At 71.3% G+C, this 24,750-nt stretch carries 24 protein-coding genes; 4 read left to right on the forward strand and 20 right to left on the reverse strand.

Features of this window, described 5'->3' with window-relative positions:
• Nucleotides 1-53: 53 nt before the first annotated feature.
• Nucleotides 54-917 carry a LuxR C-terminal-related transcriptional regulator gene (locus QWZ14_RS12320; protein ID WP_290316968.1) on the reverse strand — a complete coding sequence of 288 codons (864 nt, stop codon included), beginning with the start codon at nt 915-917 and terminating at the stop codon, nt 54-56.
• Between the two features lie 984 nt (nt 918-1,901).
• Here QWZ14_RS12320 and QWZ14_RS12325 point away from each other — a divergent pair.
• On the forward strand, nt 1,902-3,335 hold the full coding sequence (locus QWZ14_RS12325) for a right-handed parallel beta-helix repeat-containing protein (protein WP_290316969.1): 1,434 nt from the start codon (nt 1,902-1,904) through the stop codon (nt 3,333-3,335).
• 101 nt (nt 3,336-3,436) lie between these two features.
• Complete coding sequence (locus tag QWZ14_RS12330; protein ID WP_290316970.1) at nt 3,437-4,165, forward strand: maleate cis-trans isomerase family protein; 729 nt, start codon at nt 3,437-3,439, stop codon at nt 4,163-4,165.
• Between the two features lie 34 nt (nt 4,166-4,199).
• Here the strand turns inward: QWZ14_RS12330 and QWZ14_RS12335 are convergent, their stop codons facing one another.
• The 7 genes from QWZ14_RS12335 to QWZ14_RS12365 form a co-directional block, all read right to left on the reverse strand.
• Entirely contained in the window at nt 4,200-4,691 is a 492-nt protein-coding gene (locus tag QWZ14_RS12335) for a flavodoxin family protein (protein WP_290316971.1), read from the reverse strand.
• Nucleotides 4,688-5,167: a GlcG/HbpS family heme-binding protein gene (locus QWZ14_RS12340; protein ID WP_290316972.1), complete on the reverse strand. Its 480-nt coding sequence runs from the start codon at nt 5,165-5,167 to the stop codon at nt 4,688-4,690. Before QWZ14_RS12340 ends, QWZ14_RS12335 begins: the two co-directional genes overlap by 4 nt.
• Before the next feature lie 10 nt (nt 5,168-5,177).
• Entirely contained in the window at nt 5,178-5,486 is a 309-nt protein-coding gene (locus QWZ14_RS12345; RefSeq protein ID WP_290316973.1) for a 2Fe-2S iron-sulfur cluster-binding protein, read from the reverse strand.
• Nucleotides 5,483-5,821, reverse strand: a complete 339-nt coding sequence (locus QWZ14_RS12350; protein WP_290316974.1) for a ferredoxin — start codon at nt 5,819-5,821, stop codon at nt 5,483-5,485. The genes QWZ14_RS12345 and QWZ14_RS12350 overlap by 4 nt, the downstream gene beginning before the upstream one ends.
• Before the next feature lie 76 nt (nt 5,822-5,897).
• Nucleotides 5,898-6,215, reverse strand: coding sequence for a 2Fe-2S iron-sulfur cluster-binding protein (locus QWZ14_RS12355; RefSeq protein WP_290316975.1), 318 nt, complete (start codon nt 6,213-6,215; stop codon nt 5,898-5,900).
• Nucleotides 6,216-6,223: 8 nt separating this feature from the next.
• Nucleotides 6,224-6,955 carry a TenA family transcriptional regulator gene (locus tag QWZ14_RS12360; protein ID WP_290316976.1) on the reverse strand — a complete coding sequence of 244 codons (732 nt, stop codon included), beginning with the start codon at nt 6,953-6,955 and terminating at the stop codon, nt 6,224-6,226.
• A gap of 26 nt (nt 6,956-6,981) precedes the next feature.
• Nucleotides 6,982-8,511: a hypothetical protein gene (locus QWZ14_RS12365; protein WP_290316977.1), complete on the reverse strand. Its 1,530-nt coding sequence runs from the start codon at nt 8,509-8,511 to the stop codon at nt 6,982-6,984.
• 275 nt (nt 8,512-8,786) lie between these two features.
• Here QWZ14_RS12365 and QWZ14_RS12370 point away from each other — a divergent pair, with 275 nt between their 5' ends.
• Nucleotides 8,787-9,458 (forward strand): GntR family transcriptional regulator, encoded by a 672-nt coding sequence (locus tag QWZ14_RS12370; protein WP_290316978.1) that lies wholly within the window; start codon nt 8,787-8,789, stop codon nt 9,456-9,458.
• 20 nt (nt 9,459-9,478) lie between these two features.
• On the opposite strand, the gene QWZ14_RS12375 is transcribed toward QWZ14_RS12370, so the two are convergent.
• The 12 genes from QWZ14_RS12375 to QWZ14_RS12430 form a co-directional block, all read right to left on the reverse strand.
• Nucleotides 9,479-10,435, reverse strand: a complete 957-nt coding sequence (locus QWZ14_RS12375) for a cobalamin B12-binding domain-containing protein (protein ID WP_290316979.1) — start codon at nt 10,433-10,435, stop codon at nt 9,479-9,481.
• A 169-nt stretch (nt 10,436-10,604) separates the two neighbouring features.
• Nucleotides 10,605-11,954, reverse strand: coding sequence for an LLM class flavin-dependent oxidoreductase (locus tag QWZ14_RS12380; protein WP_290316980.1), 1,350 nt, complete (start codon nt 11,952-11,954; stop codon nt 10,605-10,607).
• Nucleotides 11,955-11,968: 14 nt separating this feature from the next.
• Nucleotides 11,969-13,690: an ABC transporter substrate-binding protein gene (locus QWZ14_RS12385; RefSeq protein ID WP_290316981.1), complete on the reverse strand. Its 1,722-nt coding sequence runs from the start codon at nt 13,688-13,690 to the stop codon at nt 11,969-11,971.
• Between the two features lie 11 nt (nt 13,691-13,701).
• Nucleotides 13,702-14,808, reverse strand: coding sequence for an NAD(P)/FAD-dependent oxidoreductase (locus QWZ14_RS12390; protein ID WP_290316982.1), 1,107 nt, complete (start codon nt 14,806-14,808; stop codon nt 13,702-13,704).
• A gap of 85 nt (nt 14,809-14,893) precedes the next feature.
• Entirely contained in the window at nt 14,894-15,880 is a 987-nt protein-coding gene (locus tag QWZ14_RS12395; protein WP_290316983.1) for an ABC transporter ATP-binding protein, read from the reverse strand.
• Nucleotides 15,877-16,875 carry an ABC transporter ATP-binding protein gene (locus QWZ14_RS12400; protein ID WP_290316984.1) on the reverse strand — a complete coding sequence of 333 codons (999 nt, stop codon included), beginning with the start codon at nt 16,873-16,875 and terminating at the stop codon, nt 15,877-15,879. Before QWZ14_RS12400 ends, QWZ14_RS12395 begins: the two co-directional genes overlap by 4 nt.
• Nucleotides 16,876-16,879: 4 nt before the next feature.
• Nucleotides 16,880-17,791, reverse strand: a complete 912-nt coding sequence (locus QWZ14_RS12405) for an ABC transporter permease (RefSeq protein ID WP_290316985.1) — start codon at nt 17,789-17,791, stop codon at nt 16,880-16,882.
• A complete protein-coding gene (locus QWZ14_RS12410) occupies nt 17,791-18,759 on the reverse strand; it encodes an ABC transporter permease (protein ID WP_290316986.1) in 969 nt (322 codons plus the stop codon). Before QWZ14_RS12410 ends, QWZ14_RS12405 begins: the two co-directional genes overlap by 1 nt.
• 15 nt (nt 18,760-18,774) lie before the next feature.
• A complete protein-coding gene (locus QWZ14_RS12415) occupies nt 18,775-19,827 on the reverse strand; it encodes an NAD/NADP octopine/nopaline dehydrogenase family protein (protein ID WP_290316987.1) in 1,053 nt (350 codons plus the stop codon).
• 6 nt (nt 19,828-19,833) lie between these two features.
• Nucleotides 19,834-20,985: an NAD(P)/FAD-dependent oxidoreductase gene (locus QWZ14_RS12420; protein ID WP_290316988.1), complete on the reverse strand. Its 1,152-nt coding sequence runs from the start codon at nt 20,983-20,985 to the stop codon at nt 19,834-19,836.
• Entirely contained in the window at nt 20,982-21,599 is a 618-nt protein-coding gene (locus tag QWZ14_RS12425; protein WP_290316989.1) for a hypothetical protein, read from the reverse strand. The genes QWZ14_RS12420 and QWZ14_RS12425 overlap by 4 nt, the downstream gene beginning before the upstream one ends.
• A complete protein-coding gene (locus QWZ14_RS12430; RefSeq protein WP_290316990.1) occupies nt 21,596-22,942 on the reverse strand; it encodes an LLM class flavin-dependent oxidoreductase in 1,347 nt (448 codons plus the stop codon). Before QWZ14_RS12430 ends, QWZ14_RS12425 begins: the two co-directional genes overlap by 4 nt.
• A 186-nt stretch (nt 22,943-23,128) precedes the next feature.
• Between QWZ14_RS12430 and QWZ14_RS12435 the strand changes: the two genes are divergently transcribed.
• Nucleotides 23,129-24,712 carry an ABC transporter substrate-binding protein gene (locus QWZ14_RS12435; RefSeq protein ID WP_290316991.1) on the forward strand — a complete coding sequence of 528 codons (1,584 nt, stop codon included), beginning with the start codon at nt 23,129-23,131 and terminating at the stop codon, nt 24,710-24,712.
• Nucleotides 24,713-24,750 lie beyond the last annotated feature (38 nt).

Here is a 24,750-nt window from a genome sequence, read left to right on the forward strand (position 1 = left end):
CAGCCTTCGCGCATAATCCAGGCTAGGGGGGCGGGTCGGCGGGGGTCCGGGCCTCAGGCCAGGTCGCAGCGCTTGGACCAGGGCAGGCCGGCCGGCCGGGCGGGCTGGTCGTCGCCTGGCCGCGGCACCGGCCGGGCCGGCGGGGGCGCGGCCGGCGCCGGCCGGTCGGCGGCGCCCAGGTTCTGGGTCATCGCCCAGATCGCGGCCTGGGTGCGGTTGGTCATCTGCGTCTTGCGGAGCAGCGCCTTCACATGCGCCTTCACCGTCGCCTCGGTCAGGTCGAGGTCGCGGGCGATCTCCTTGTTGGACCGCCCGTCGGTGAGGCACTGCAGGATCTCGCATTCGCGCGGCGTGAGCGCCGTCGTCCGGCGCTGGTCGGGCAGCGGGGCGGCCCCGGGCGGCAGCTGGATGCCGCCCTCCGCCAGGCCGGCGGCGCGGCCGCCGCCCGGGGCCGCCGGCCGCGCCGGGTGCAGCAGCAGCTGCGCCAGGCTGGTGGGCAGCAGGTACTGGCCGAGCAGCACCAGCTCCAGCGCCCGCTGCAGCACCTCCACCGAGATGTCGCGCGACAGGAAGGCCTCGACCCCGAGGCCCACCGCCTTCAGCAGCACCTCCGGCTGCCGGCAGTCCGTGAGCACCACCGACTTGATCCCGGGATGCCGGGCGCGCAGGGCCTGCACGTTGGGCAGCTCGCGCTCCGCCTCGGCGTCCGAGCCGAAATTGTAGATGGCCAGGTGCAGGCGGAGGCCCGGCGGCAGCTCGGCCACCGCCTCGTCCAGGCTGCGGCCCTGGCCGACGACGGTCAGCGGCGGAACCTGCAGGATGCGGTGCAGGGCCTCCCGGAACAGTCGCTGGGAATCGATGAGGACCGCGTGGCAGGACTCATCCGTGACTTCGCTTTCCCGGGCTGGAGGCGACATCTGCATGGCTCCTTACTCAATTCTTGCCCTGAGGCATGAAATTGGTACTTTCGATGCTGGAATGTTTCCCACGATTGATTTTATGCGACGCCGTCGGCGAGGACGCGGGCCCGACCGGGTGCCATGGCGGAATCCCACCTTCTAGCTGGGAATTGCGATGAACCGTTGCGCCCCGGCGGCGGGACCCGCATGCCGTCGGTATCCAATGCCCAAAAAACGATAACCCGTGAATAGAATAATCGGCTTGCCCGTAGGTATCCCAGGAAGCACCGAATACGTGTCTTTGGTTGTCCGGGGGAGCCTTCTTTTCCAAACGATCCGGGTGCCGCTCCTTCAATCCTTACTTTCAGTTGCGGTTGGCGGTGCAAGCCCCGGTCGCAGGGCCAGCGGCAGCGGCCAACCGGTGAAGCGGCATAAGAACCGCCTTGGTAACATCAATCCCTGGCTCAACGCCGCCGGGCGAAGCTGACCCCAGGATTGCGTCCCGGCCCTCACCTCTCGGCGTTGTGAAGCCGGTGCCGGCCCGGGAGCCGGGCCGGCGATGCGCGTCCCCGGCCGCACCGGCATCGGACCAATCACGCTCCCGGCCGGGGTGGCGGCCCGAGCGGCCGGGGTGCCGCCGCCGCCTGCGCCGCCGCCGGTCAGGCCGCCCGGACGCGGGGCGGCGGCGGCGCGCGCGCGAGCCCTGCAACGACCTATTCGGCAACCATGCCGCCGCCGACACGCCAGGCGGCAGCGCCGACCGCGACGACTGGCCGGCCGCGACGGCATCGACCGGTTGTACGGCGGCGGTGGCCCCGACGGGGTGCGGGTGCTAACGGGCGGCGGCACGGCCGGTAGTGACCGGATCAGTGACATCGCTCCGCCGCGGATCGCCGGAGCGATCGCGCCGGCGGCACCCGCAACGCCGCCTCTCCCTCCATCGCCAACTCTCGAACCCCACCAGGGCATGGAGCGCAACGTCGATACAGCATGGGCACTAGCATGACATTCGCAGAACCCGATACCACGCCGGCCGCCTCCCTCGCGGCGGCGCCGTCCGGCGGCTCCTCCGCCCAGCCCCCGCCGGGGGCGGTCGTCGTCGGGGTCGATGCCGATCTCCAGGCCATGGCCGATGCGGCGGGGCCCGGCGCGACCCTCTGGCTCGAGGCCGGCGTGCACCGGGAGCAGGCGGTGACGCCGCTCGACAACCAGCGCTTCACCGGCGCCGAGGGCGCGGTGATGAACGGCGCCCGGCTGCTGGACGGCTTCGTCAGGGACGGCGAGAACTACGTCGTCGGCGGCCAGACCCAGGAAGGCGAGCGCCGCGCCGCCGAGGAAGGGCTCGACGCCTTCCCGCGCGCCGCCTATCCCGATGCCGTCTTCGTCGACGACAAGCCGCTGCAGCCGGTCGACTCCCTGGCCGAACTGGCCCCGGGCCGGTTCTTCTTCGACTACGCCGCCGACCGGATCTATGTCCGCGACGACCCCGCCGGCCATGCGGTCGAGGCCGCGGTCAGCCCCTATGCCTTCGCCGGCGGCGCCACCGGGGTGACGATCGAGGGCCTGACGGTCGAGAAATACGCGGCGCCGGTGCAGTACGGCGCGATCGGCCACAACACGCCGCCGGTCGGCTGGACCATCCAGGACAACGAGGTACGGCTGAACTACGGCGTCGGCATCCTGGCCGGCACCGACACCAAGCTGCTCGGCAACCACGTGCACGACAACGGCGAGATGGGCCTGGGCGGCAGCGGCGACAACATCCTGGTCGAGGGCAACGAGCTCGCGGCCAACGGCTTCTTCTCCGGGATCGATCCCTTCTGGGAGGGCGGCGGCGCCAAATTCGCGGTGACCCGGGGGCTGGTGGTGCGCGACAACCTCTCGCACGACAACAACGGCTACGGCCTCTGGACCGACATCGACAACATCGACACGCTCTACGAAGGCAACCGGCTGCAGGGCAACTCCGGCGGCGGCATCAACCACGAGATCAGCTACGACGCGGTGATCCGCGACAACAGCTTCGCCGGCAACGGCGCGGCGGTGCCGGAATGGCTCTGGGGCAGCGCCATCCAGATCCAGAATTCGCAGCAGGTCGAGATCTACGGCAATACCGTCGACATGACCGGCGGCGGCAACGGCATCGGGCTGATCCAGCAGGATCGCGGCGACGGCGCCCACGGCCCCTATGTCACGGCCGGCAATGCCGTCCACGACAACCTGCTGATCGCGCCCGCGGCCGATGCCGGCGCCTTCGGCGCGGTGGCCGACAGCGACGAGGCCGCGCTGCTCGCGGCCGGCAACAGCTTCGACCACAACGAGTACCGCGTCACCAGCGCCGCGGACGACCACTGGGTCTGGGGCGAGTACTACGACTGGGAGTCCTACCGCGCCGCCAGCGGCCAGGACGCCAACAGCACGCTCGTCCTGCTGTGACCGCGGAGCGGGGCCCTGGCCGGCCCCGCTCCCTCCCCCGCCCCCCTTCCCCGCTGGCATGTCGCTTGCCTGACCCCGGGGCGACACCAGGAGGCGCCCCCATGTTCATGCCACCCCGGGCCATCGGCCAGCTCGTCCCCTCCTCCAACCGCACGGTGGAGCGGACGGTGGAGGCGCTGCTGGGGGGCTATCCCGACTGGGGCGCCTGCTATGCCCGCATCCCCTTCCACCCCGATGGCAGCGGCCAGCCGGCGCATGGCTACGACCTGCCGCCGATCCGGGCGGCGGTGGCGCTGCTGCGCGATGCCGGGGTGGCGGCGATCTCCTGGAACGGCACCAAGGGCTGCTCGGACGGCTTCCAGGTGGACCGCGACCTCGGCGCCGCCATGGGTGCCGTCGCCGGCTGCCCGGTGGTCTCGGTGGCGCTCGACACCCTCACCATCCTCGGCCGGCTGGGGGCGAGGCGGATCGGGCTGGTGGCGCCGGGCAGCCTGCCGCAGGCCGAGCTGAGCGCCCGGCAATTCGGCGCCCAGGGCGTCGCGGTCGCGGCGATGCGGGCCTTCGGGGTGGCGGGCAATCCGGACACCGCCGCGCTGCCGCCGGAGCGCATCGCCGCGGCGGCGCGGGCGGTGGCGCCGGGGGTGGATGCGGTGCTGCTCTGGAGCACCAACCTGCCGGGGCTGCCGGTGGTGGCGGCGCTGGAGGCGGAACTCGGCATCCCCGTGGTGGACAGCGCGGCGGTCGGCGTCTGGGGGTGCCTCGCGGCACTGGGCCTGCCGGGCGGGCCGGCGGCGGCGCTGGGCGGGCGGATGTTCGGGCTGCTGGAGTAAAGGCAGGGCCAGGCGGGGCTTTGCGAACCGGGGGTCAGAAGATGCCGAGGGCGAGGCCGGTGGCCAGGGCGGCACCGGAGTCCTCGCAGCGGGAGAGGGCTTCCGGGGGGATGGTCTTGGGGGCCTGGATGGCCTCCGCGGTCTGCGCGCCGGTGAGGATGATGAGGGGGTCGGCGACGGGACGCAGGCGCCAGCCGGTGGCGATGCGGGCGATCTGCCGGGCGGCGTTCGTGCCATCGGTGCCGGCGCAGACCAGCGTCGCATAGGGGCGGCCGTTGAGCTGGTCGAGCGCGGGGTAGTAGCAGCGGTCGAAGAAGTCCTTCATCAGCCCGGCGATGGCGGCGAGGTTCTCCGGCGTGGCGAAGATATAGCCATCGGCGGCGAGGACGTCGGCGGGGTGGGTGTCCACCGCCGACAGCAGGCGGGTGCGGACGCCGGCCTCCGTGGCGGCGCCGCGGGCGGCGGCCTCGGCCATCTGCCGCGTGCCGCCGGTGAGCGAGTGGACGACGATCAGCAGCGTCCTCACCGCTTGATGTCGGGCTCCACCAGCACGGCCAGGCCCTCGGGCGCCAGCAGCTCGGCCAGGGCGCGGAGGCCGGCCATGCCGCAGGCGATGTCCTGCTCGCCGTTGCCGCCGCTGAGGCCGATGCCGCCGACCACCGCGCCATCCACCACGATGGGGAAGCCGCCGACGAAGACGGCGAAGCGGCCCTCGAAGCTCCACTGGATGCCGAAGGCCTCGTTGCCCGGCAGGGCGGGGCCGTTGGGGGGGGTGTTGAACAGGTGGGTGGACCGCTTGTGGCCGGCGGCGGTGAAGGCCTTGTTCCAGGCGATCTGCGGGCCGGTGACGCGGGCGCCGTCCATGCGCTCCAGCGCGATCGGAAAGCCGCCGTCGTCGGTGATGCAGACGGTCTGCGCCACGCCGATGCGGGCGGCCTCGGCGGTGGCGCCGGCGACCATGGCGCGGGCCTCGCGGAGTTCGAGCCTGAGGCCAGCCTTCATGGGGACGCTTTCATGCGACGGTTCCGGGACGGGGGGCGGCGGGGACCCAGGAGACGGCGACGTCGCCGGTGACGAAGGTCTGGCAGGCCATGCGGTAGCCGGCGGCGAGGTCGGCCTCGGTCAGGTGGCGGCGCTCCTTCGGCTTCACCGCGTCGGTGTTCTCGATTCCCTGCTCCACCTTGCACCGGCAGGTGCCGCAGATGCCGCCGCCGCATTTGAAGGGGATGCCGCCCTTCTCGCGGATGGAGAGGCGCAGCAGGCTGGTCTGCTCCGCCGCCGTCGCCGTCTTGCCGCTGGTGAGGAAGGCGACGGTGATCATGCCGCCACCGGCTCCAGCCGGGCCTGGACGGTGCCGAAGGCGGTGAGCGTCCGCAGCTCGCGGCGGGCGGCCTCGACGGTGTCGAAGTGCTGGAGGAATTTGCAGGGGACGCTGTTGACGATGGCGGCGGGGCCTTCCTCGACCACGCGGATGCGGGGCGTGCCGGCGATTTCGGCGATGACGAAGCGGGCCTTGCGGGTTTCGTGGAAGAGGTAGTCGTAGGTCTCGACCGGGGTGAGGCCGGGGGTCAGCTCGGTGCGGAACTGGCCGGGCTTGCTGGTGAGGATGACGTACATGCTGGGGTCCTCGGGGTCCGTCCGGGAAAGTCTGGTCATTCAGCAGACTCAGAGAAATAGAGCAGGGTCGGACGCACCGCGTCCAACGGGAGGATACCTCCTCCCTGGCCTTGCTTCACACCCCCCGCGGCGGCAAGGGGACATCGTCCTGCACCAGGCTCACGTCATGCGTCAGCCAGATCTGGCAGACCAGCCGGTAGCCCTCGGCGATGCGACCGCCGAGCTGCTTCTCTTCCTTCCAGTTCGGCGCGGGCAGGTGCTCCGCGCCGCCGATGACCCGGCAGGCGCATTTGGCGCATTTGCCCATGCCGCAGCCATAGCGGAGGTGCGGCCAGGGGTATTTCCGGATGCCCGCGCGCACCACGAGATTGGCCTGGTCGGGGACCTCCTCCACGAAGGTCCCCTCGCCTTTATGGAAGGTGACGACGGGCATGCGCGGGTTTACGCCGCGAGGCCGAGCTGCGGCAGGGAGATCTCCTTGGCCACGTAGTCGTTGTAGAGCGCGGTGGTGTAGAGCAGGCGCATCTGGGCGCCGATCTCGCAGATCTTCAGGCAGCGCTGCTGGAGTTCCACCGTGGTCGCGTGTTCCAGCACGATCTGGTAGCCGCGCTCGCCGTGGATCTCGTCGGATACGATGTGCAGGTCGAAGAACTCGACCTCCTCGTCCGAGAAGCCGTACTTCTCCCGCAGGGTCGGGGTCTGCTTGCGGTAGATGCTGGGCACCTGGGATTCGAGGCCGACGACCAGGCCGGCGACGGCGACGATCGGGTCCTCGCGCATGGCGACCGCGTAGCACCAGGACTGCAGGGCGCGGGTGGTCGGGGACATGTTGTCCTCGTCCCGGACGCGGGCGGCGGTGGTGCCGCAGGCCTCGGCGAAGCGGATCAGCAGGTCGGTGTGGCGGTCGCCGCCGATCTCCTCCTCGTACATGTTGGCGAGCAGGAAGTCCTTGGCCTCCTGGTAGTGCGCGGGCATGCGGGCATAGACGTAGCCGAGGTAGTCGGCGAAGGGGCCGACGTAGTGGTAGTGGTTCTCGGCCCAGCGGCAGAGGTGTTCGCGCGAGAGCTTGCCGGTCGCCCAGGCGATGCTGAAGGGGGACTGGTTGGCGCTCTTGCCCTTGATGGCATTCTCGAGCGCGGTGCGGAATTCGTCGTGGTTCATCAGCGTGGCCATCGGAGCCTCCTTGGGTTTGACGTTGCTCACCACAGGACCACCGCGACGATGGTCGAGAGGATGAGGCCGGCGATCACCGGCAGGAAGAGCACCCGCACCGCATCGAGCACGGGCACGCGGCAGAAGCCGGCGACGGCGATCAGCGAGGACCACGCGATGAGCGTGCCGCCGCCGGTCCAGACCGCGCCCATCTGCCCGACCGCCGCGAGGGTGGTCGGGTCGATCCGCGCCACCGGGCCGAGGGCCCCGGACAGCGCCCCGGTCAGCGGCAGCCCGGCGAAGCCCGAGCCGTCGATGCCGGTGATCATGCCGACGATCAGCACCGCGAAGGCGACGATCGTGGGGCTGGGTGGGATGAGGTGCTGCACCGCGCCGATCACCTCGAACAGCAGGCCGGGGCCGGCGGTGCCGGCGGGCAGGCCGAGGATGGCCCCCGACGTCTCGGCGGCGCCGAGGAAGAAGAAGCCGGCGATGGGCAGGACGGTGCCCATGGCGCGGAAGGAGAAGACCAGCCCGTCGATGATGTGGTCGGCCGCCGTGTGCATCGCTTGCCTGCCATCGGCGGCGAAGGTGGCGATGAGCATCATCAGCGCCGCGGTGCCGCCGACCAGGGCCGCCGCATCGCCGCCCTTGAGCTCCGGCAGGCCCGCGACCAGCTTCGGCGCCAGCATGACGAGGATGACCAGGAGGAAGACGATCGGCGTCAGGATCGCCATGGCGTTGCACCAGGGGTGCCGCGGCGCGGGCGGGGCGGCGTCGCCGGTCTCCGGCAGGCCCTCGGCGGCGCGCAGCGCGAGGACCGACTTGTCGAAGGAGCCGATGCTGGGCGCGACCTGCTCGCGCTGCTCGGCCAGGCTGGCGCCGAGCGTGGCGCCTTCCTGCCAGGCGGCGAGGTGGCGCTGCGAGGGCGCCCGGATGTCGCGGCGGATGCGGAGCCAGGCGAGGCCGAGCGCGACAAGGCCGGTGACGAGCGAGAGCAGCAGGGTCTTGTCGGCGATGATGGTCGCGGCATCCGCCATGCCGGCGGCGCGGGCGCTGATCGCCGGCGCCACGCGGATGACGTAGTCCGAGGAGAGCGCCATCCCCTGCCCCGCTATGGCGATGGCGGCCGCCGCGCCCATGGCCGGCAGCCCGGCGTAGATGGCGGCCGGCAGCAGGGTGGCGGCGACCAGCGGCACCGCCGGGGTCGGCCAGAAGAACAGCGAGATGACGTAGGTGACGGCGGCGAGCACGAGGTAGGCGACGTGGCCGTTGGTCATCACCCGCTGGAAGGGCCGCACCATCTGCTGGTCCGCGCCCAGGCTGCGCAGCGCGTTCAGCAGCGCGGTCATGAAGGCGATGACCAGGAAGATGCTGAACAGCTCCTTCGCCGCGACGAGCGAGCCGTTGAAGACCGCGACGGTGGCGGCCAGCGGGCTGCCGGTGAAGGCCAGGGCGACGGCGAAGGTGGCGAGGATGGCGGGGACGACGACATTGGCGCGCAGGACCATCGAGCCGACGATGGCGGCGACGCCCAGCAGGTAGACGGTATGCACCGCGTCGAGCTGGACCCCCATGGGGCGGGCACTCCTGCAGGGGTCACTGACGGAGGCCATCGTTGTATACGGCCACGCGGCCTGTCAACGAAAACCGCCGCGCCGGGGCGGGAGGCACGCCGGGGGAATCATGCCGCGGCGCAGAAATGGCGGCATATTGCGCAATTCCAGCGTCAGGCTGCCGGTCCTGGCGGCACCGGCGACGACCGTTGCAGTTTCTCGTATACGGGGTCGCAGGGGAGATGGTAATTGTCCCGGCGCCTGCTACCTCCAGCGGCGATGGCCCCCGTACCCCGATGAACCGCCTTCCCCCCGCCACGCCCGGCCCCGCGCTGACGACGCCGGCCCGGGCCCCGCTCAGCCGGCAGGCGCTGCAGGCGCTGCGGGAGGCGATCCTGGCCGGCCGGCTGGCGCCCGGCGAGCGGCTGATCGAGGAGAGGCTCTCGGCCGACCTCGGCATGTCGCGGGTGCCGATCCGCGAGGCCATCAAGCAGCTTGTCGCCGAAGGCCTGGCGGTGCCGGCCGAGGGCGCGCGCGGCGCCCAGGTCGCCGAGCTCACCCCGGAATTCGCCGCCGAGCTGATCGAGGTGCGGGCGGTGCTGGAAGGGCTGAACGCCCGGCTGGCGGCACGGCGGCGGGATGCCGGCATGATCGCCCGCATCCGGGCGCTGCTGGCGCGCGGCGCCGCGCTCCCGGCCGGGGCCCCGCCCGCCGAGCTGGCGGCGCTGAACGCCGCCTTCCACGAGCTGCTGGCCGATGCCGGGGCCAACCGCGCGCTGCAGGAGCTGACGCGGCCGCTGCGCGAGCGGACCGAGCTGGTCTTCCGCCGCAACAGCGCCGAGCGGGCCGGGCCGGACTGGCAGGAGCACGCCATGATCCTGACCGCGGTGGCCGAGGGCGAGGAGGAGCTGGCGGCGCTGCTCGCCGCCCGGCACGTCCACCGGGCGGCGCGGGGGCGGCTGGCCTGAGTGGCAGGCCCGGGCGGCGCTCAGCCGCGGTCGGGCAGGATGCTCATCAGCACGCGCAGCCCCTCGGCCCGCAGCACCGCCTGCTCGGCATCGGGCGCGGTGAGGTCGGCGCCGACCAGCAGCGCCAGCTCGGGCCGGGCGGTGAAGATCGGGCCGCCGACCATGATGCCGATGAGCGGGTTGCGCGAGGCCTTGCGGATCGCCCGGATCGCCAGGGCGAGCGGGCCGATGCCCTCATCGGTGCTGAGGGTCAGGCCGGCGACGGCGAACCAATGCTGCCCGACCGCCTCGGCGAGGTCCGCGGCCGCGGCGGGGGTCTCGGCGGTCACGTCCCAGCCGGCCCGGCGGAAGAAGTCTGCCACCATGCCGAGGCCGAAGCTGTGCTGCTCGGTGGCGATGCTGGCGAGCAGCACGCGGCGGGCGGCGTCCTGCGGGGGCCGGCCCGCCTCGGCCGGGCCATGCAGCGCCGCCAGCAGCCGCCGCAGCACGCCGAGGCCGAGCGTCACCTCGGTGAAGGTGCAGAGGTCGTTGTCCCACATCTCGCCGAGCCGGCGCGCGGCCGGGGCCAGCAGCTCGAGGCTGATGCGGGCGGCGGCGACGCCGCGGGCGGCATGCGCCTCGAGGCAGGCGAGGCTGCCGTCGAAGTCCTGGTGCAGCACCAGCGTGGTGAGGGTCTCGATGTCCGGCGGGACGATGGCGGCATTGGCGCCGCGGGCGGGCGCCGGGCGCGGCGCGGCATCGTGCTGCAGGCGGAGGCGGGGCAGGATCTCGGCCTCGAAGGCCTTGGCGATGAGGGTGCGGCGCTGCTTGCGGGGCAGCGACTGGCCCCGGGACGGCAGGGCGAGGCCGAGGCGTTCCAGCATGCCGTCGGGCGGGGCATGGCTGGCCCGGGCCGGGGTACGCCGCAGCTTGAGCAGGATGGGTTCGGCGCCGGCGGCGCCATGCGGATCGTCGCTGCGCTCAGGGACGTCAGCCATCGCACTCGTTCCTTGGCCTGCGCGTGCCACGGCAGGGCCGGTGACGCCGCATGCTTCTTATCGTTTATGCCGCACTCGAGGCCGTCGCCATGACCGGGCGCATCCCAGGCGTAAAGATTGACGCGGATTGAAAACCCGCGTCAACCGTTTAACAGAATGTGACGAAAGCTTAGTCCGCGGCCTGCGATCGTTTCCGCGCGGCAACGTAGCGGTTGACGTGCGGCTTCAGCCCGAGGTTCTCGCGCAGGGTCGCGCCCTCGTAGGCGGTGCGGAAGACGCCGCGCCGTTGCAGCTCCGGCGTGACGTGCTCGACGAAATCCTCGCAGGCCTCGGGCAGGTGTGTCGGCAGGATGTTGAAGCCGTCGCAGGCGCCGGCGTCGAACCATTCCTCCATGCCGTCGGCGATGTCGGCGGCGGTGCCGATGAGGCAGAAGCCGCCGGCGGTCATCTGCGTGTAGAGCTGGCGGATGGTGAGCTTGTCGCGCCGCACCCGCTGCATCATCTGGTCGACGATGCTGCGGACCTGCGGCGGCTTCACCGGCTCCGGCACCGGCCCGTCGACGTCATGGCCGCTGAGGTCGCCGAGCGCGTTGTAGACCCGGGCGAGGCCGACCAGCGGGTCGAGCAGGGACTGCAACTCGTCGAACTTGGCCTGGGCCTCGGCGCGGGTGCGGCCGACGACGGTGCGGAGGCCGGGCATGATCTTCAGGTCGTCCGGGCTGCGGCCGTATTTCGCCATGCGGGATTTCACGTCGTCGTAGTAGGCCTTGGCGTTCGGGATGCTGTCCTGGGCGGCGTAGACGACGTCGGCGGTGGCGGCGGCGATCTCGCGGCCGGGCTCGGAGGCGCCGGCCTGGACCAGGATGGGGCGGCCCTGCGGCATGGATGCCACGTTCAGTGGGCCGCGCACCTGGAAGTGCTTGCCGACATGGTTCAGCACATGCATGCGGCTCTCGTCGTAGAAGAGGCCGCCGGCCTTGTCGTAGGGGAAGGCGTCGGGTTCCCAGCTGTCCCAGAGGCCGGTCACGACCTCGACGAATTCGGCGGCGCGCTCGTAGCGCGTGTCGTAGTCGAGATGCTCCTCCCGGTTGAAATTGCGGGCTTCGGCTTCCGACCAGGAGGTGACGATGTTCCAGCCGGCGCGGCCGCCGCTGATGAGGTCGAGGGTCGCGAATTTGCGGGCGACGTGGTAGGGCTCGTTGTAGGTGGTCGACGCCGTGGTGACGAGGCCGATGTGCCTGGTCAGCGCGCCGAGCGCCGGCAGCAGCGTCATCGGCTCCATCTCCACGATCTCGTAGCCGGAGCGGGCGAGCGAGCCGCGGGGCTCGTCCTTCTCCCGGATGCCGATGCCGTCGGCGAAGAAGATCATGTCGAAGAGGCCGCGCTCCGCCGCCTGGGCGTTGCGGACATAATGCGCGAAGCTCAGGCTGCCGTCGGCCGGCACCTTGGGGTGGCGCCAGGCGGCGGGGTGGTAGCCGAGCCCGCGCATGGACATGCCGAGCCGCATCTGTCGCTTCATCGCAGCATCCCCCCTCAGAATTCGTAGCCGGCCTTTTCCATGTACTGGCGCGAGAGACCGAGGTCGTAGGCGATCGGCTTGAGTGCGTCATGGTCGTATTCCGGGGCGGACCAGGGCATCGGCACCACGCCCGGCTCGCCGTAGCCGCCGGCGATCTCCTTGACGATCTGCTCGCGCGGCATGGCATGGCTGATGGCGCGGCGGATATAGGCGGCGGCCTCGGCGGCGCGCGCGGGGTCCTGCCGGCCGAGCGGCGTGTCGACGCCGGTGCCGAAGACCGGGTGCTTCAGGTTGTAGCAGATGTGCTGCCACTTGAAGCTGTCGAAGGCCTGCACCTTGCCCCAGGCGGGGTCGATGGTGCTGACCTGCGGGCCGATGTCGTACATCGGGTCATGCGCGTCGATCTCGCCGGCCTTGAGCGCGCTGAGCACGCTGTCGGTGCCCTGGATGTTGACGATGTAGAAGGTGGTGACGTTGCCGGTATGCGGCTTCCAGTAGTTCGGGTTGCGCGCGTATTTGTAGGCCTTGCGGGCGGGGTCGTAGCCCTGCGGGATCCAGGGGCCGGTGCCGACGCCGCCGCGGGCGGTGAAGCTCTTGCCGTCCGAGGTCTTCACCGCATAGGTGCCGAGCCAGGTGCTGGCGGTATGGCCGCGCAGGCTCTCCGGGCGGAGGTCCTTGTAGGCGTGCTCGGGCATCATCGCCAGCGCGCCCAGCGCCCAGTCGAGGAAGAGCATGTTGTAGGCCGGCAGCGTGACGGTGACCTCGTATTTGCTGCTGACCTTGTAGTTTTCGGTGCCGCCGAGCACCGCCAGCAGCCCGGCGCGGAGCTGCGAGCCGTAGGCGGCGTTCAGGATGGTGTCCCAGGTGAACTTCACGTCGGCGGCGGTGAACTCCTCGCCGCTGTGCCACTTCACGCCCTGGCGGAGCGAGATCACCCAGGTCCTGCCGTCGTTGGAGACGGTATGGCCGGTGGCGAGGCTGGGGATGAGCTTCTTGTTCTCCCAGCTCTCGTACTCGTACAGGCGGTTGTAGACCGGGCCGAAGATGTTCGATTCATTGTAGCCCGTGGTGTACATCGGGATGAGGCTGGCCGGCGGCGCCCAGGAGGCGAAGGCGGCGGTCGCGTTGCGGCCGGCACCCTCGATGGTCCATTTCTCCGGCTGCGGGAAGAAGACCGGGTTGAAGGTGGTGGCGTCGAAGCCCTTCAGCTTCGGGTTCACCGCGATGACGTCCTGCGGATAGAACAGGATGGTCAGCGGCTCCACCTCGGTCCAGCGCTTCTGGAACGCCTTGTAGGCGGCGCCGCGCTCGGCATCGTCGCGGGTGTTGCTGATGGCATCGAGCGAGGCGTCGATCTGCGGGTCGTTGACGTAGTAGTAATTCTCGCCGCCCGGCGGCATCAGCCGGCTGTGGAACAGCGTGTTCGGCGTGGGCTTGATGGCATTGTAGTAGTAGCGCTCGAGGTAGCAGTCCCAGCCGCCGTCGGGATGCGGCTTGCCCTCCCCGCGCGAGCGCCGCGGGGCGATGACGGTGAAGGGCACGAAGGAGGAGACGACGTCGATGCCGATGCGCGACATCTGCTGCGCCGCCAGCGTGCCCCAGATCATCCGCGCCGGCTGGTTGTTCGGGATCATCAAATAGAGCTTGAAGAAGGGCGGCGCGGCGCGGGCGGGACCGGCGGCGGCGGTGACGGCCGCCGCGGCGGCGGCCTGCATCAGGGTGCGGCGTTTCGGCATGCGGGGTCTCCTCAGTTGAAGAAGCGCGCGGGGCGGAATGCCGCCAGCGCCGGGTCGGGTCGGCCGGTGGTGATCTCCGCCGCGGCGAGCTTGCCGAGCAGGGGCGAGAGGGTGATGCCGCTATGCGTCACCGCGACGTAGTAGCCCTCCATCCGGGGCACCGGGCCGACGATGGAGAGCCCGTCCGGCGGCAGGGGGCGGGTGCCGATGCGGACGGCCTCGGCCTCAACGCCCGCCAGCGCCGGGATGAGGCGGGCGACGCTGCGCATTATCGCCTGCACCTCGGGCATGGCCGGATCGGGCTTCGTATCGGCGGTCACGGCGGCGGCGAAGTCGTTCCAGACCAGCATGAGGCGGCCGGCGCCATCGGGGCGGAGGTTGGCCTCCGGCGCATGCAGCAGGTGGGCGACGGCCAGCGCCACGGGCGGGGTGAAGACCAGGAAGCCGTGCGTCGGGGCGAGCGGGATGCGCAGGCCGGCATCCTCCGCCACGGCATCGGCCCAGCGGCCGGCGCAGTTCACCACGGTATCGGCGGGAAGCGTCGTGCCATCGGCGAGGGTGACGCCGGTGACGCGGCTGCCCTGCATGGCCATGCCGGCGACCCGGGTGTGGATGCGGACCTCCGCGCCGAGGGCGCTTGCGGCGCGCAGCATGGCGCCGGCGTAGGGGACGGGGTCGAGCCAGGCTTCCTCGGGGAACCAGGCGACGGGGACGTCGCCGACGACATCAGGGTCGAGGTCGGGCTCCATCTCCAGCAGGCGGGTGCGGGTGATCCATTCGGCGGCGTAGCCGCGCGCCTGCAGGCGGCGGACATTGTCCTCCAGCGCCGGGACCTGCTCGGGGCGCATCCATTGCAGGCCGCCGGCCGGGTGATACCAGTCGGGGTTGCCGAATTCGGCGGCGAGCTCTCGGTGCAGCGCCATGCTGGCGGTGCGCAGCGCATGGTAGGCGGGCGGGACCTCGCCATTGGCGGAGTTGATCCAGGCGAAGCTGGTGCCGCTGGTGCCGCCGCCGATGCGGCCGGCGTCGAGCACGGTCACCCGGGCCCCGGCCTGGGCGAGGCGGAAGGCGGTGGCGGCGCCCACGGCGCCGGCGCCGATGACGATGACCTGCATCATGCGCATGCTCCTTCCAGGGCGCGACCCGCGCATTGAGACGAAAGCCTAGACCTGCCCGGGCGCCGCTGTCAGCGCCGAAGCGGGCCTAGGCGGGGTTGTGGCAGGCCAGGCGGTGGCCGGGGCCGAAGGCGGTCAGCGGCGGTTCCTCGCGCGAGCAGACCGGCAGGGCGGCGGCGCAGCGGGGGTGGAAGGGGCAGCCGGGGGGGCGGTTCATGGCGCTCGGCACCTCCCCCTGCAGGGCGATGCGGGTACTGGCGGCGCCGGGGTCGGGCACCGGGATCGCGCTCAGCAGGGCGCGCGTGTAGTGGTGGCCGGGGGTGGCAAACAGCGTGTCCACCGGGGCGATCTCGACCAGCTTGCCGAGGTACATCACCGCGACATGGGTGCTGATGAAGCGCACCGAGCTGAGGTCGTGCGAGATATAGAGGTAGGTGAGGCCCAGCCGGTCCTGCAGCTCGACCAGCAGGTTGAGGATCTGGGCGCGGACCGAGATGTCGAGCGAGGAGACCGGCTCGTCCAGGATCAGCAGCCGGGGCTCGACCGCGAGCGCCCGGGCGACGCCGACCCGCTGGCGCTGGCCGCCGCTGAACTCGTGCGGGTAGCGCCAGGCGTGGTGGGGTTCGAGACCCACCATCTCCAGCAGCGTGTCGATGCGGGCCTGCCAGGCGGATTGCTGATCGGCCAGGTGGACGCGCAAGGGCTCGCGCAGGGTCTCGCCGATGGTCCAGCGCGGGTTGAGCGAGAGGTAGGGGTCCTGGAAGACGTATTGCAGGCTGCGGCGGATGGCGAGCTGCGCCCGGCGGTCGCTGCCGCGGAAGACCGGGACGATGTCCTGGCCGGCGAAGCGGACGCTGCCCGCGCTGGGGGTGACGAGGTTGAGGATGGCGCGCGCCGTGGTGGTCTTGCCGCAGCCGCTCTCGCCGACCAGGCCGAGGGTCTCGCCGGGCTGGATGCTGAAAGAGACGTCGTCCACCGCGCGGATCTCGGCGGCCTTCCGCTGCAGCAGGATGCCGCGCTTGAGGACGGGGTAGTGCTTGGAGAGATTGCGGACCTCGAGCAGCGCCTCGGTCATGCGGCGATCCCCTGGCTGCCGCGGCGGATGCAGCTGACGGTATGGCCGGGGGCGATCTCGGTCTCGAGTGGCAGGATGCGGCGGCAGTCGGCGATGGCATCGGGGCAGCGGGGGTGGAAGCGGCAGCCGGCGGGCGGGTCCAGCAGGTTGGGCGGGCGGCCGGGGATGGTGGGCAGCACCTGGCGGGCGCCGCCGGTGTAGCGGTGGTCGATGCGCGGCATGCTGTCGAGCAGGGCGCGGGTATAGGGGTGCTGCGGGGCGCGGAAGATGGTGGCGGCATCCGCGGTCTCGCAGACCCGGCCGGCGTACATGACGGTGATGCGGTCCGCCATGCGGGCGACGACGCCCATGTCGTGGGTGACCAGCACCATGGCCATGCCGAGGCGCCGGCGGAGGTCGGCCAGCAGGTCGAGGATCTGCGCCTGGATGGTGACGTCGAGCGCCGTGGTCGGCTCGTCCGCCAGCACCAGGGAGGGGTTGCAGAGCAGGGCGCGGGCGATGCCGACGCGCTGCTTCATGCCGCCGCTGAGCTCATGCGGGTATTGCCGGAGGCGGGCGGCGGGGTCGGTGATGCCGACCAGGGTGAGCAGCGAGATGACGCGCGCCTCGGCCTCGGCGCGGGTGATGGGCTCGTGCCAGAGCAGGATCTCGCCGAGCTGGCTGCCGATGGAATAGATCGGGTTCAGCGACGTCGCCGGGTTCTGGAAGACCATGGCGATGCGGCGGCCGCGGATGGTGCCGAGCGCCTTGGTCGGCAGGGTGAGGAGGTCGGTGCCCTCGAAGACCACCCGGCCGCCGACGGTGCGGGCGGGGGGCGGGACGAGGCGGAGCAGGGCGAGGCTGGAGACGGTCTTGCCGCTGCCGCTTTCGCCGACGATGCCGAGGGTCTCGCCACGGTTGACGGCGAAATCCACGCCATCGACGGCGCGGACCACGCCGTCCCGGGTGAAGAAATGGACCTTGAGGTCCTCGACCGAGAGCAGTGGTTCGGCCATGGCGCTACTGCCGGAGGCGCGGATTGAAGGCATCGGTGAGCCCATCCGCCAGCAGGTTGAAGCCGAGCACGGTGACGAAGATGGCGACGCCGGGGGCGACCGAGCCCCAGGGCGCGACCTTCAGCGATTCGTAGTTGAAATATAGCAGCTGGCCCCAGGAGATGGCCTTGGGGTCGCCGAAGCCGAGGAAGCTGACCATGGTCTCCGCCAGGATGGCGCCGCCGATGCCGAGTGCGACCAGCACGATCAGCGAGGGCAGCGCATTGGGCAGGATGTGCCGCGCCAGGATGTCCCGCCGCGTGGTGCCGATGCAGATCGCGGCCTCGACGAATTCGGCGTGCTTGAGGCGGAGGAATTCGGCCCGCGCCATGCGGGCGACGGGCGGCCAGCCGAAGAGGCCGAGCAGGGCGATGATGGTCATCAGGTTGAGGTGCGGGACGCGCTCCATCCAGGTGCCGACGACCATGATGCCGAAGAGCCGCACCACCGCGAGGATGACGATGAAGACCGGGATGACCATGAAGAACTCGGCGAAGCGCATCAGGCATTCATCGACCAGCCCGCCGACGTAGCCGGCGATGCCGCCGATGATGACGCCGATGACCGAGGCGATGGCCATGGCGCCGAGGCCGACCGCCAGCGCGGTGGGGGCGCCGTAGAGCACCCGGCTGAGCACGTCGTAGCCCATGCGGTCGGTGCCGAGCCAGTGCAGCGCCGAGGGCCCCTGGCGGGAGGCGCCGCGCAGCATGGCGGACTGGTCGTTCGGGTCGTAGGGCGCGGCGACGAAGCAGGTGAGTGCCACCAGCACGACGAGGGCGACGAGGATGAGGCCCAGCATCCCGCCGCGGTTGCGGCGGAAGCGGTACCAGCCCTGGCGCCAGATGCCGGGTGGTTTTGGGGGAAGGGTGCCGTGCATCAGCCGAGCCTGATGCGCGGGTCGATGACGACATAGGCGATGTCGGTCAGCAGCGTGGCGCCGACCAGCATGACGGTAATGACCATCGTCTCCCCCATGATGAGCGGGTAGTCGAGCTGCTGGATGGCCATGATGTAGAGCGCGCCGAGGCCGGGCCAGGTGAAGACCGTCTCGGTCACCGGCGCGGTCCCGAGCATCAGGCCGAACAGGATGCCGAGGTAGGTCAGCACCGGGATGAAGGCGTTGCGCAGCGCATGGCCGAAGACCACGCGGCGCTCCGGCAGGCCGGAGGCGCGGGCGGCGGTGATAAAATCCTGCCGCAGCACGTCGACGAGCGACGAGCGCATCAGCAATGTCAGCGTCGCGGTGTTGAAGATGGTCAGCATCCCGACCGGCAGCACCATGTGCCAGAGCCCGTCCGCGATCTCGCTGTCCCAGAGCAGGTTGCGGGTGGAATAGGCGCCGTAGGAGGGCAGCACGCCGAGCCAGTAGGAGAAGACCAGGATCAGCAGGATGCCGATGAAGAAGCCCGGCAGCGAATGGCCGAGCATGGCGCCGGCGATGACGGTGAAATCGGTGCGGCTGTACTGCCGCGTGGCGGCGAGGGTGGAGACCAGCACCGAGAGGCCGAGCGCCAGCAGGATGCCGGGGATCTGGATCTTCAGGGTCTCGATCCCGAAGGACCAGAGCATGTCGCCGACCGGCTGGTTGTAGATGATGCTGGTGCCGAAATCGAGCCGGGCGAGGTTGCCGAGCCAGGTGAAGTAGCGGTCGGTGACGCTGCCATCGAGGCCGTAGTATTTCGTCACCGCCTCGATGATCTCCTCGGTCACGCCGGGGCGTTCGGCGAGCAGGATCTCGATCGGGTTGCCGATGGCGTTGATCAGGGCAAAGAGGATGACGCTGACGCCGAGGATGAGGCAGGCGGAGAAGAGCAGCCGGCGGGCGATGTAGTTCAGCGTTCCCATGCTCGCGGCAACTCCTCAGCGCATGCGTGCGCGTAATTCGTCCTTCGTGATGCCGGCGAGGCCGAGCGCCGGCAGGATGTCGTTGGCGGATGCAAGATCACGGCCATAGAGCGCCGAGAGGAGCGCGATGCCACTGTCGTGCAGCGGCGTCGGGATGCCGGCGAGGCGGCCGAGCAGCACCGTGGGCACCAGGCCGAAGGGGACATCCTCCAGCACGTAGCGGGTCTCGAGCGTCGCCGGGGCCAGGGTGCGGTCGCCCTTGGCCACCATGGCGCGGGCCATCTCGCCGAGCGGGGCCTCGGGGATGTGGAAGGAGAGGTGGAAGTGCTCGCGCACGGTGCGGACGGTGGCGCCGAAGGAAGCGGCGATGGCGAGGCGTTCGGCGTCCAGCGCCTCGATCAGCCGGCCGACCGCGTCGGTGATGTTCTCGTTCTGCGCCCAGGCCTCGCCGCGCTCCATGCGCGTCAGGTTGCACAGCGCGATGGCCATGTGGTTCTGCGGATTGACGTTGCTCAGCGCGATGGCGATGAGGTCGTCGCGCGGCACGAAGCGGTCGCCGAAGAGCGTGCGGGAGAGGGCGAGGCCGCCCTCGCCGGCGGGCAGGCCGGCGACGTCGACCTTGGCGCGGATGTTCATGCGCACGGCGGTCGGGCCGGTGCGGCGGCCGGTGGTGACGGTGGTGCCCCAGACCACCATGGGCAGGTGCAGGCCGCGTTCCGCCAGCCGTTGCGCGAGGTAGAGGGCGGCGAAGGAGAGGTGGCCGCTGAACAGCACCGTCTGCCCGGCCGCGAGGTGCGGCAGCACGGCGTCGAGCACCGCCCGGTGGCCATAGGCGGGCAGCGCCAGCATGACGGTCTCGGCGCCGGTGACGGCGGCGCGGGCATCGGCGGCGACCGCGACCGTGTAGCGGCCGGTCAGGGCGCCGGAGGCATCCAGCGGCGCGCCCCCGGCCAGCGCCGCGGCGCCGGTGCCGGAGGGGGACCAGAGCACGGGCTTGTGGCCCTGCTCGGTGAGGAGGGCGGCGGCGCCGAGGCCGATGGCGCCGGTGCCGAGGATGGCGACTCGCATGGCGGCCTATCCCGCGGGTTGCAGCAGGGCGCCGGGGCCGGCGGCGGCCGGCGCGCCGAAGCGGTCCGGCGCGAAGGGGGCGATCGGCATGTTGGTGGCGCCGTCGAGCGCGAGCTGCGCGACGATGCCGCCCATGACCGGGCCAAGCTCGAAGCCATGGCCGCAGAAGCCGAAGGCGTGGACGAGGCCGGGGACCGTGCGGGAGAGGCCGACGACCGGGATCTCGTCCGGCAGCACGCCCTCGATCCCGGCCCAGGCGTGGACCATGCGGGCGTCCTTGAGGATGGGGAAGACGTCGAGCGCGGTCTTCGCGGAGAAGGCCAGGCGCTCGACGTCGAGCGCGACGGCGCCGGTATCGAGGTCGCCGATTCCCTTGTGGCCGCCGCCGATCATCACGTGGCCGGTCTCGGCCTGCTTGAAGGACATGGGACGGCCGGTGAGGCCGACGACGGGGGTGACGAAGGGCGGCAGGGCGGAGGTGTAGATCATCATGAAGGCGTTGAAGCCGAGGGGGATTTCTTCCCCGACGCTGCGCGCGAGGCGGGCGCCCCAGGCGCCGGCGGTGTTCACCAGCATGGGCGCCGTATGGGTGCTGCCGTCGGTGCAGCGGAGCTGCCATTGGCCGTCGCGGCGGTCGAGGCCTTCGACGCCGGCGCCCTCGCGGATGGTGGCGCCAGCGGCCTCGGCGGCGCGCTGGAAAGCCAGGGTGGTGCGGTAGGGGCGGGCGAAGCCGTTGCGGCGGGCGATCAGGCCGCCGGTCGCATGCGGGGCGACGGCGGGGAGGATGCGGCGGAGCTCGGCGGCGTCGATCGCCTCCTCATGGTCCCAGCCGGCGGCGCGCATGGCGGCGGCGCGGGCCTCGAGCTCGGCCAGCTCGGCGGCGGTCTCGGCCACCTTCACATGGCCGGTCTCGTGGAAGTCGCAGTCGTCGCCGACGAGCTCGGCGATGCGGTGCCACATCGCCAGGGATTCGACGGCGAGCGGCACCTCGGCCGGGTGGCGGCCGAGGGTGCGGACGCCGCCTGCCGAGTAGGAGGAGGCATGGGCGGCGACGCGGTCCTTCTCCAGCACCAGCACGCTGTGGCCGCGGCGGGCGATGTGGAGGGCGGCGGACATGCCGTGCAGCCCGCCGCCGACGACGATGACGTCGACGTTCATGCCAGCGTCCCCGTGTCGGCCTGGGTCTCGCGCGGCGTCAGCGTCGCCGGGGCCATGGCGGCCAGCGCGGCGAAGCCGACGTTGCGGGCGGGGGCGGCGACGCTGGACAGGCGGGGGCCGCGGAGCGCGGCCTGGGCGAGGATCCCGGCGCTGCGGGCCGGGCCGGGCGGGGTTTCCAACAGCTGGGCGATGGAAAGCGGGTCGAGGCGGCCGGGGGCTTCGGGCTCGGCCAGGGGGGTGGCGGCGAGCACCCCCTCGGGCGGCAGGCCCGCCAGAGACTGGGCGGCGATGCGGCCCTGGCGGGCGGCCTCCTCGGCCGTGCTGGCGCCGAGGATGGCGCCGGCGGCGTGGATGCCGGGCTGGCTGGTCCGGCCGGTCGGGTCCACCTGCGGGCGGCCGTCGGCGAAGGCGCAGCCGAGGGCCAGCAGCAGCAGGGGTTCGTCGGCGCAGAGGAGGAGGCGGTCGAAGGGCACGGCCTCGACGCCGGCGGCGGTCTCGATCCAGAGGCGGCCGGGCTCGGCGTGCCAGGCGGTGGCGATGAGGCGGGCTTCGGGCAGGATCGCCGCGGCGGCGCTCCCGGCGGGGCCGGCGCCGAGGATGACCAACCCGCTCATTCGGCGGCTTCGGCGGCGGCGACGTAGCGGTTGACCGGCATCGGCACGCCGAGGTTCTCGCGGAGCGTCGTGCCCTCGTATTCCGTGCGGAACAGGCCGCGGCGGTGCAGCTCGGGCAGCACCATCTCGACGAAGTCGTCGAGGCCGAGCGGCAGCACCGGCGGGCAGAGGTTGAAGCCGTCGGCGGCGCCGGCCTCCATCCACTCCACCATGTTGTCGACGATCATCTCGGGCGTGCCGACCAGCACCCGGCCGCCGAAGCCGGCGGCGATGCGGGAATAGAGCTGGCGGATGGTCAGGTTCTCCCGCCGGGCGAGCGCCAGGTTGTTCGCCGCCATGCTGCGGACGCGGGGGTCCTTCGGCTCCGGCACCGGGCCGTCGAGCGGATAGGCCGAGAGGTCGCCCATCTGGCTGTAGAGATAGGAGAGACCGAGCTCGGGCTCCACCAAGTCGTTCAGCTGCTTGTATTTCGCCTGGGCTTCTTCCTCGGTCTGGCCGATGAAGAGGGTGATGCCCGGCATGATCTTGAGGTCGTCCCGGGCGCGGCCGTACTTGGCCATGCGGTCCTTCAGGTTGACGTAATAGGCCTTGGCGGAGTCCAGGTTCAGCGCGCCGGTATAGACCACGTCGGCGCTTTGCGCCGCGATCTCGAGCCCCTGCTCGGAGGCGCCGGCCTGGACCAGGATGGGGCGGCCCTGCGGGGTGCGGGCGATGGTCAGCGGTCCCCGGACCTGGAAATGCTTGCCCTTGTGGTTCAGCCAGTGGAGCTTCGACTGGTCGAAGAAGATGCCGCTGGCCTTGTCGTGGACCAGGGCATCGCCCTCCCAGCTGTCCCAGAGGCCCTTCACCACCTCGACGAACTCGGCGGCGCGTTCGTAGCGCAGGTCGTAGTCCATGTGCTGTTCGCGGTTGAAATTCCAGGCCTCGGCCTCGGACCAGCTGGTCACGATGTTCCAGCCGGCGCGGCCGCCGCTGAGGTGGTCGAGCGAGGCCCATTTGCGGGCGATGTGGAAGGGCTCGTTGTAGGTGGTGCTGGCGGTCGCCACGAGGCCGATGCGGCTGGTGACCGCCGACAGCGCCGAGAGCAGCGTCAGCGGCTCCAGCTCGGCGGTCTGGTGCGAGCGGCAGAGCGCGCCCGGCGGGTCGTCCCGGGTGCGGAGGCCGATGCCGTCGGCGAGGAAGACCATGTCCAGCTTGGCCGCCTCCGCCGTCTGCGCGAGGCGGATGAAGTGGCTGAGCTTGGAGGCGGCGCCGGGGTCGGCCTCGGGGTGGCGCCAGGCGGCGGCGTGGTAGCCGAGGTAGCGGATCGAGACGCCGAGCCTCATCTGCCGCGCGATGGTCATGCAATCCTCCGGTCCGGTGGTCGCATTCTGCGCGCCGGGGGCGAGGGCGCAAGCGTGAAGGGCGGGTTATCTGGCCCTGCCAGCCCTGCCCTGCCCGGATTTGCGGCAGGCGTTGCAGCCGGGCGCCGGGCGGGGGACACTCGCGCCCAAGGCCCGGCAAGGGCCACCACGGGAGAGGAGACGACCATGCGACGTCGCCAATTGCTGGCCGCGCTGCCTGCGAGCCTTGCAGTGACCCGCCTTGCCGCCCCGGCGCTGGCCGCCGAGCCGAAGGTGCTGATCCATGTGCCGCAGGCCAACCTGACCAGCCTGGACCCGGTCTGGACCACCGCCGTCGTCACCCGCAACTCGGCGCATCTGCTGTTTGAGACGCTCTACGGACGGGACGAGCAGCTCAATCCGCAGCCGCAGATGGTCGAGGGCCACAGGGTCGAGGACAACGCCCGGCGCTGGACCATGCGGCTGCGCGACGGGCTGCGGTTCCATACCGGGGAGGCGGTGACGGCGCGGGATTGCGTCGCCTCGCTCAAGCGCTGGATGGTGCGGGACCCGATCGGCCAGACCATCGCGGCACGGCTGGATGCGCTGGAGGCGATCGATGACCGCACCCTGGTCTGGCGGCTGAGGAAGCCCTTCGCCTCCCTGCCCTATGCCCTGGCGAAGACGCAGCCGAGCCCGGTCATCATGCCGGAGCGGCTGGCGCTGACCGACCCGTACAAGCAGGTGGCCGAGTTCATCGGCAGCGGGCCCTTCCGCTGGGTGGCGGATGAATACGTCCCCGGCAGCCGGGCGGTTTTCGCCAAATTCGAGAAATACGCGCCGCGGCCGGAGCCGGCGAGCCATGCCGCCGGCGGCTACCGGGTGCTGGTCGATCGCGTCGAGTGGCAGATCCTGCCGGACCCGGCGACGGCGGCGAATGCGCTGATCAACGGCGAGGTGGACTGGATCGACCAGCCGCTGCCCGACCTGCTCTCCCGCCTCAAGCGGGCGCGGGGGGTGACGGTCGGGGCGATCGACAATTACGGGACCTTCGGGGCGATGCGGCCGAACCATCTGCATGGGCCGACGGCGAATGTCGGCGTGCGGCGGGCGATGATGGCGGCGATCGACCAGGTGGAGACGATGACCGCGGCGATGGGGACCGATGCGTCGCTGTTCCGCGCGCCAGTCGGGTATTTCCTGCCCGGCACGCCCTCGGCCAATGAGGCGGGGATGGAGACGGTGCGGCAGCGGCCGGGGACCGAGGCGATCAAGCGGATGCTGCGGGAGGCCGGCTATGCCGGGGAGCGCATCGTCTGCATGCACCCGACCGACCAGACCTTCTACGACGCCTTCACCAGCGTCGCGGTCGCCGCCTGGCGGGCGGTCGGGCTGAACATCGACGACCAGTCGATGGACTGGGGGACCATCGTGCAGCGGCGGACCAGCATGGAACCGCCGGAGAAGGGCGGATGGTCGGTGTTTCCCTCGGGCTTCCCGGCGGCGGAGTACCGTGATCCGGTCTTCGCCTCCAACCTGCGGGGCAATGGGCGGCAGGCCTGGTTCGGCTGGCCGGACGACCCGGAGGTGGAGCGGATGCGCGAGGCCTGGATGGACGGGACCGACAAGGCGGAGCTGAAGCGCCTGGACCAGGCGATCCAGACGCGGTCCTTCGAGACGGTGCCCTTCATCCCGCTCGGCCAGTATTTGCCCCCCAGCGCCTGGCGGAGCAACCTGCGCGGCATCCTGAAGGGGCCCGTGCCGGTGTTCTGGAATGTGGAGAAGACCTGAGCTGGACTTTGGCCATTTCCTTGGGCTGAGGCGGCGAA

This window comes from Paeniroseomonas aquatica, assembly GCF_030409335.1.
Classification (GTDB): domain Bacteria; phylum Pseudomonadota; class Alphaproteobacteria; order Acetobacterales; family Acetobacteraceae; genus Belnapia; species Belnapia aquatica.

Excerpts from the sequence above, each read along its gene's own strand:
- QWZ14_RS12380 (WP_290316980.1), bottom strand. The coding sequence starts at position 11,954 with ATGAAGCGACAGATGCGGCTCGGCATGTCCATGCGCGGGCTCGGCTAC.
- QWZ14_RS12345 (WP_290316973.1), bottom strand. The coding sequence starts at position 5,486 with ATGATCACCGTCGCCTTCCTCACCAGCGGCAAGACGGCGACGGCGGCG.
- QWZ14_RS12385 (WP_290316981.1), bottom strand. The coding sequence starts at position 13,690 with ATGCCGAAACGCCGCACCCTGATGCAGGCCGCCGCCGCGGCGGCCGTC.
- QWZ14_RS12370 (WP_290316978.1), top strand. The coding sequence starts at position 8,787 with ATGAACCGCCTTCCCCCCGCCACGCCCGGCCCCGCGCTGACGACGCCG.
- QWZ14_RS12355 (WP_290316975.1), bottom strand. The coding sequence starts at position 6,215 with ATGCCCGTCGTCACCTTCCATAAAGGCGAGGGGACCTTCGTGGAGGAG.
- QWZ14_RS12350 (WP_290316974.1), bottom strand. The coding sequence starts at position 5,821 with ATGACCAGACTTTCCCGGACGGACCCCGAGGACCCCAGCATGTACGTC.
- QWZ14_RS12390 (WP_290316982.1), bottom strand. The coding sequence starts at position 14,808 with ATGATGCAGGTCATCGTCATCGGCGCCGGCGCCGTGGGCGCCGCCACC.
- QWZ14_RS12430 (WP_290316990.1), bottom strand. The coding sequence starts at position 22,942 with ATGACCATCGCGCGGCAGATGAGGCTCGGCGTCTCGATCCGCTACCTC.
- QWZ14_RS12435 (WP_290316991.1), top strand. The coding sequence starts at position 23,129 with ATGCGACGTCGCCAATTGCTGGCCGCGCTGCCTGCGAGCCTTGCAGTG.
- QWZ14_RS12410 (WP_290316986.1), bottom strand. The coding sequence starts at position 18,759 with ATGGGAACGCTGAACTACATCGCCCGCCGGCTGCTCTTCTCCGCCTGC.
- QWZ14_RS12375 (WP_290316979.1), bottom strand. The coding sequence starts at position 10,435 with ATGGCTGACGTCCCTGAGCGCAGCGACGATCCGCATGGCGCCGCCGGC.
- QWZ14_RS12420 (WP_290316988.1), bottom strand. The coding sequence starts at position 20,985 with ATGAACGTCGACGTCATCGTCGTCGGCGGCGGGCTGCACGGCATGTCC.
- QWZ14_RS12415 (WP_290316987.1), bottom strand. The coding sequence starts at position 19,827 with ATGCGAGTCGCCATCCTCGGCACCGGCGCCATCGGCCTCGGCGCCGCC.
- QWZ14_RS12425 (WP_290316989.1), bottom strand. The coding sequence starts at position 21,599 with ATGAGCGGGTTGGTCATCCTCGGCGCCGGCCCCGCCGGGAGCGCCGCC.
- QWZ14_RS12405 (WP_290316985.1), bottom strand. The coding sequence starts at position 17,791 with ATGCACGGCACCCTTCCCCCAAAACCACCCGGCATCTGGCGCCAGGGC.
- QWZ14_RS12330 (WP_290316970.1), top strand. The coding sequence starts at position 3,437 with ATGTTCATGCCACCCCGGGCCATCGGCCAGCTCGTCCCCTCCTCCAAC.
- QWZ14_RS12340 (WP_290316972.1), bottom strand. The coding sequence starts at position 5,167 with ATGAAGGCTGGCCTCAGGCTCGAACTCCGCGAGGCCCGCGCCATGGTC.
- QWZ14_RS12320 (WP_290316968.1), bottom strand. The coding sequence starts at position 917 with ATGTCGCCTCCAGCCCGGGAAAGCGAAGTCACGGATGAGTCCTGCCAC.
- QWZ14_RS12400 (WP_290316984.1), bottom strand. The coding sequence starts at position 16,875 with ATGGCCGAACCACTGCTCTCGGTCGAGGACCTCAAGGTCCATTTCTTC.
- QWZ14_RS12365 (WP_290316977.1), bottom strand. The coding sequence starts at position 8,511 with ATGGGGGTCCAGCTCGACGCGGTGCATACCGTCTACCTGCTGGGCGTC.
- QWZ14_RS12325 (WP_290316969.1), top strand. The coding sequence starts at position 1,902 with ATGACATTCGCAGAACCCGATACCACGCCGGCCGCCTCCCTCGCGGCG.
- QWZ14_RS12395 (WP_290316983.1), bottom strand. The coding sequence starts at position 15,880 with ATGACCGAGGCGCTGCTCGAGGTCCGCAATCTCTCCAAGCACTACCCC.
- QWZ14_RS12360 (WP_290316976.1), bottom strand. The coding sequence starts at position 6,955 with ATGGCCACGCTGATGAACCACGACGAATTCCGCACCGCGCTCGAGAAT.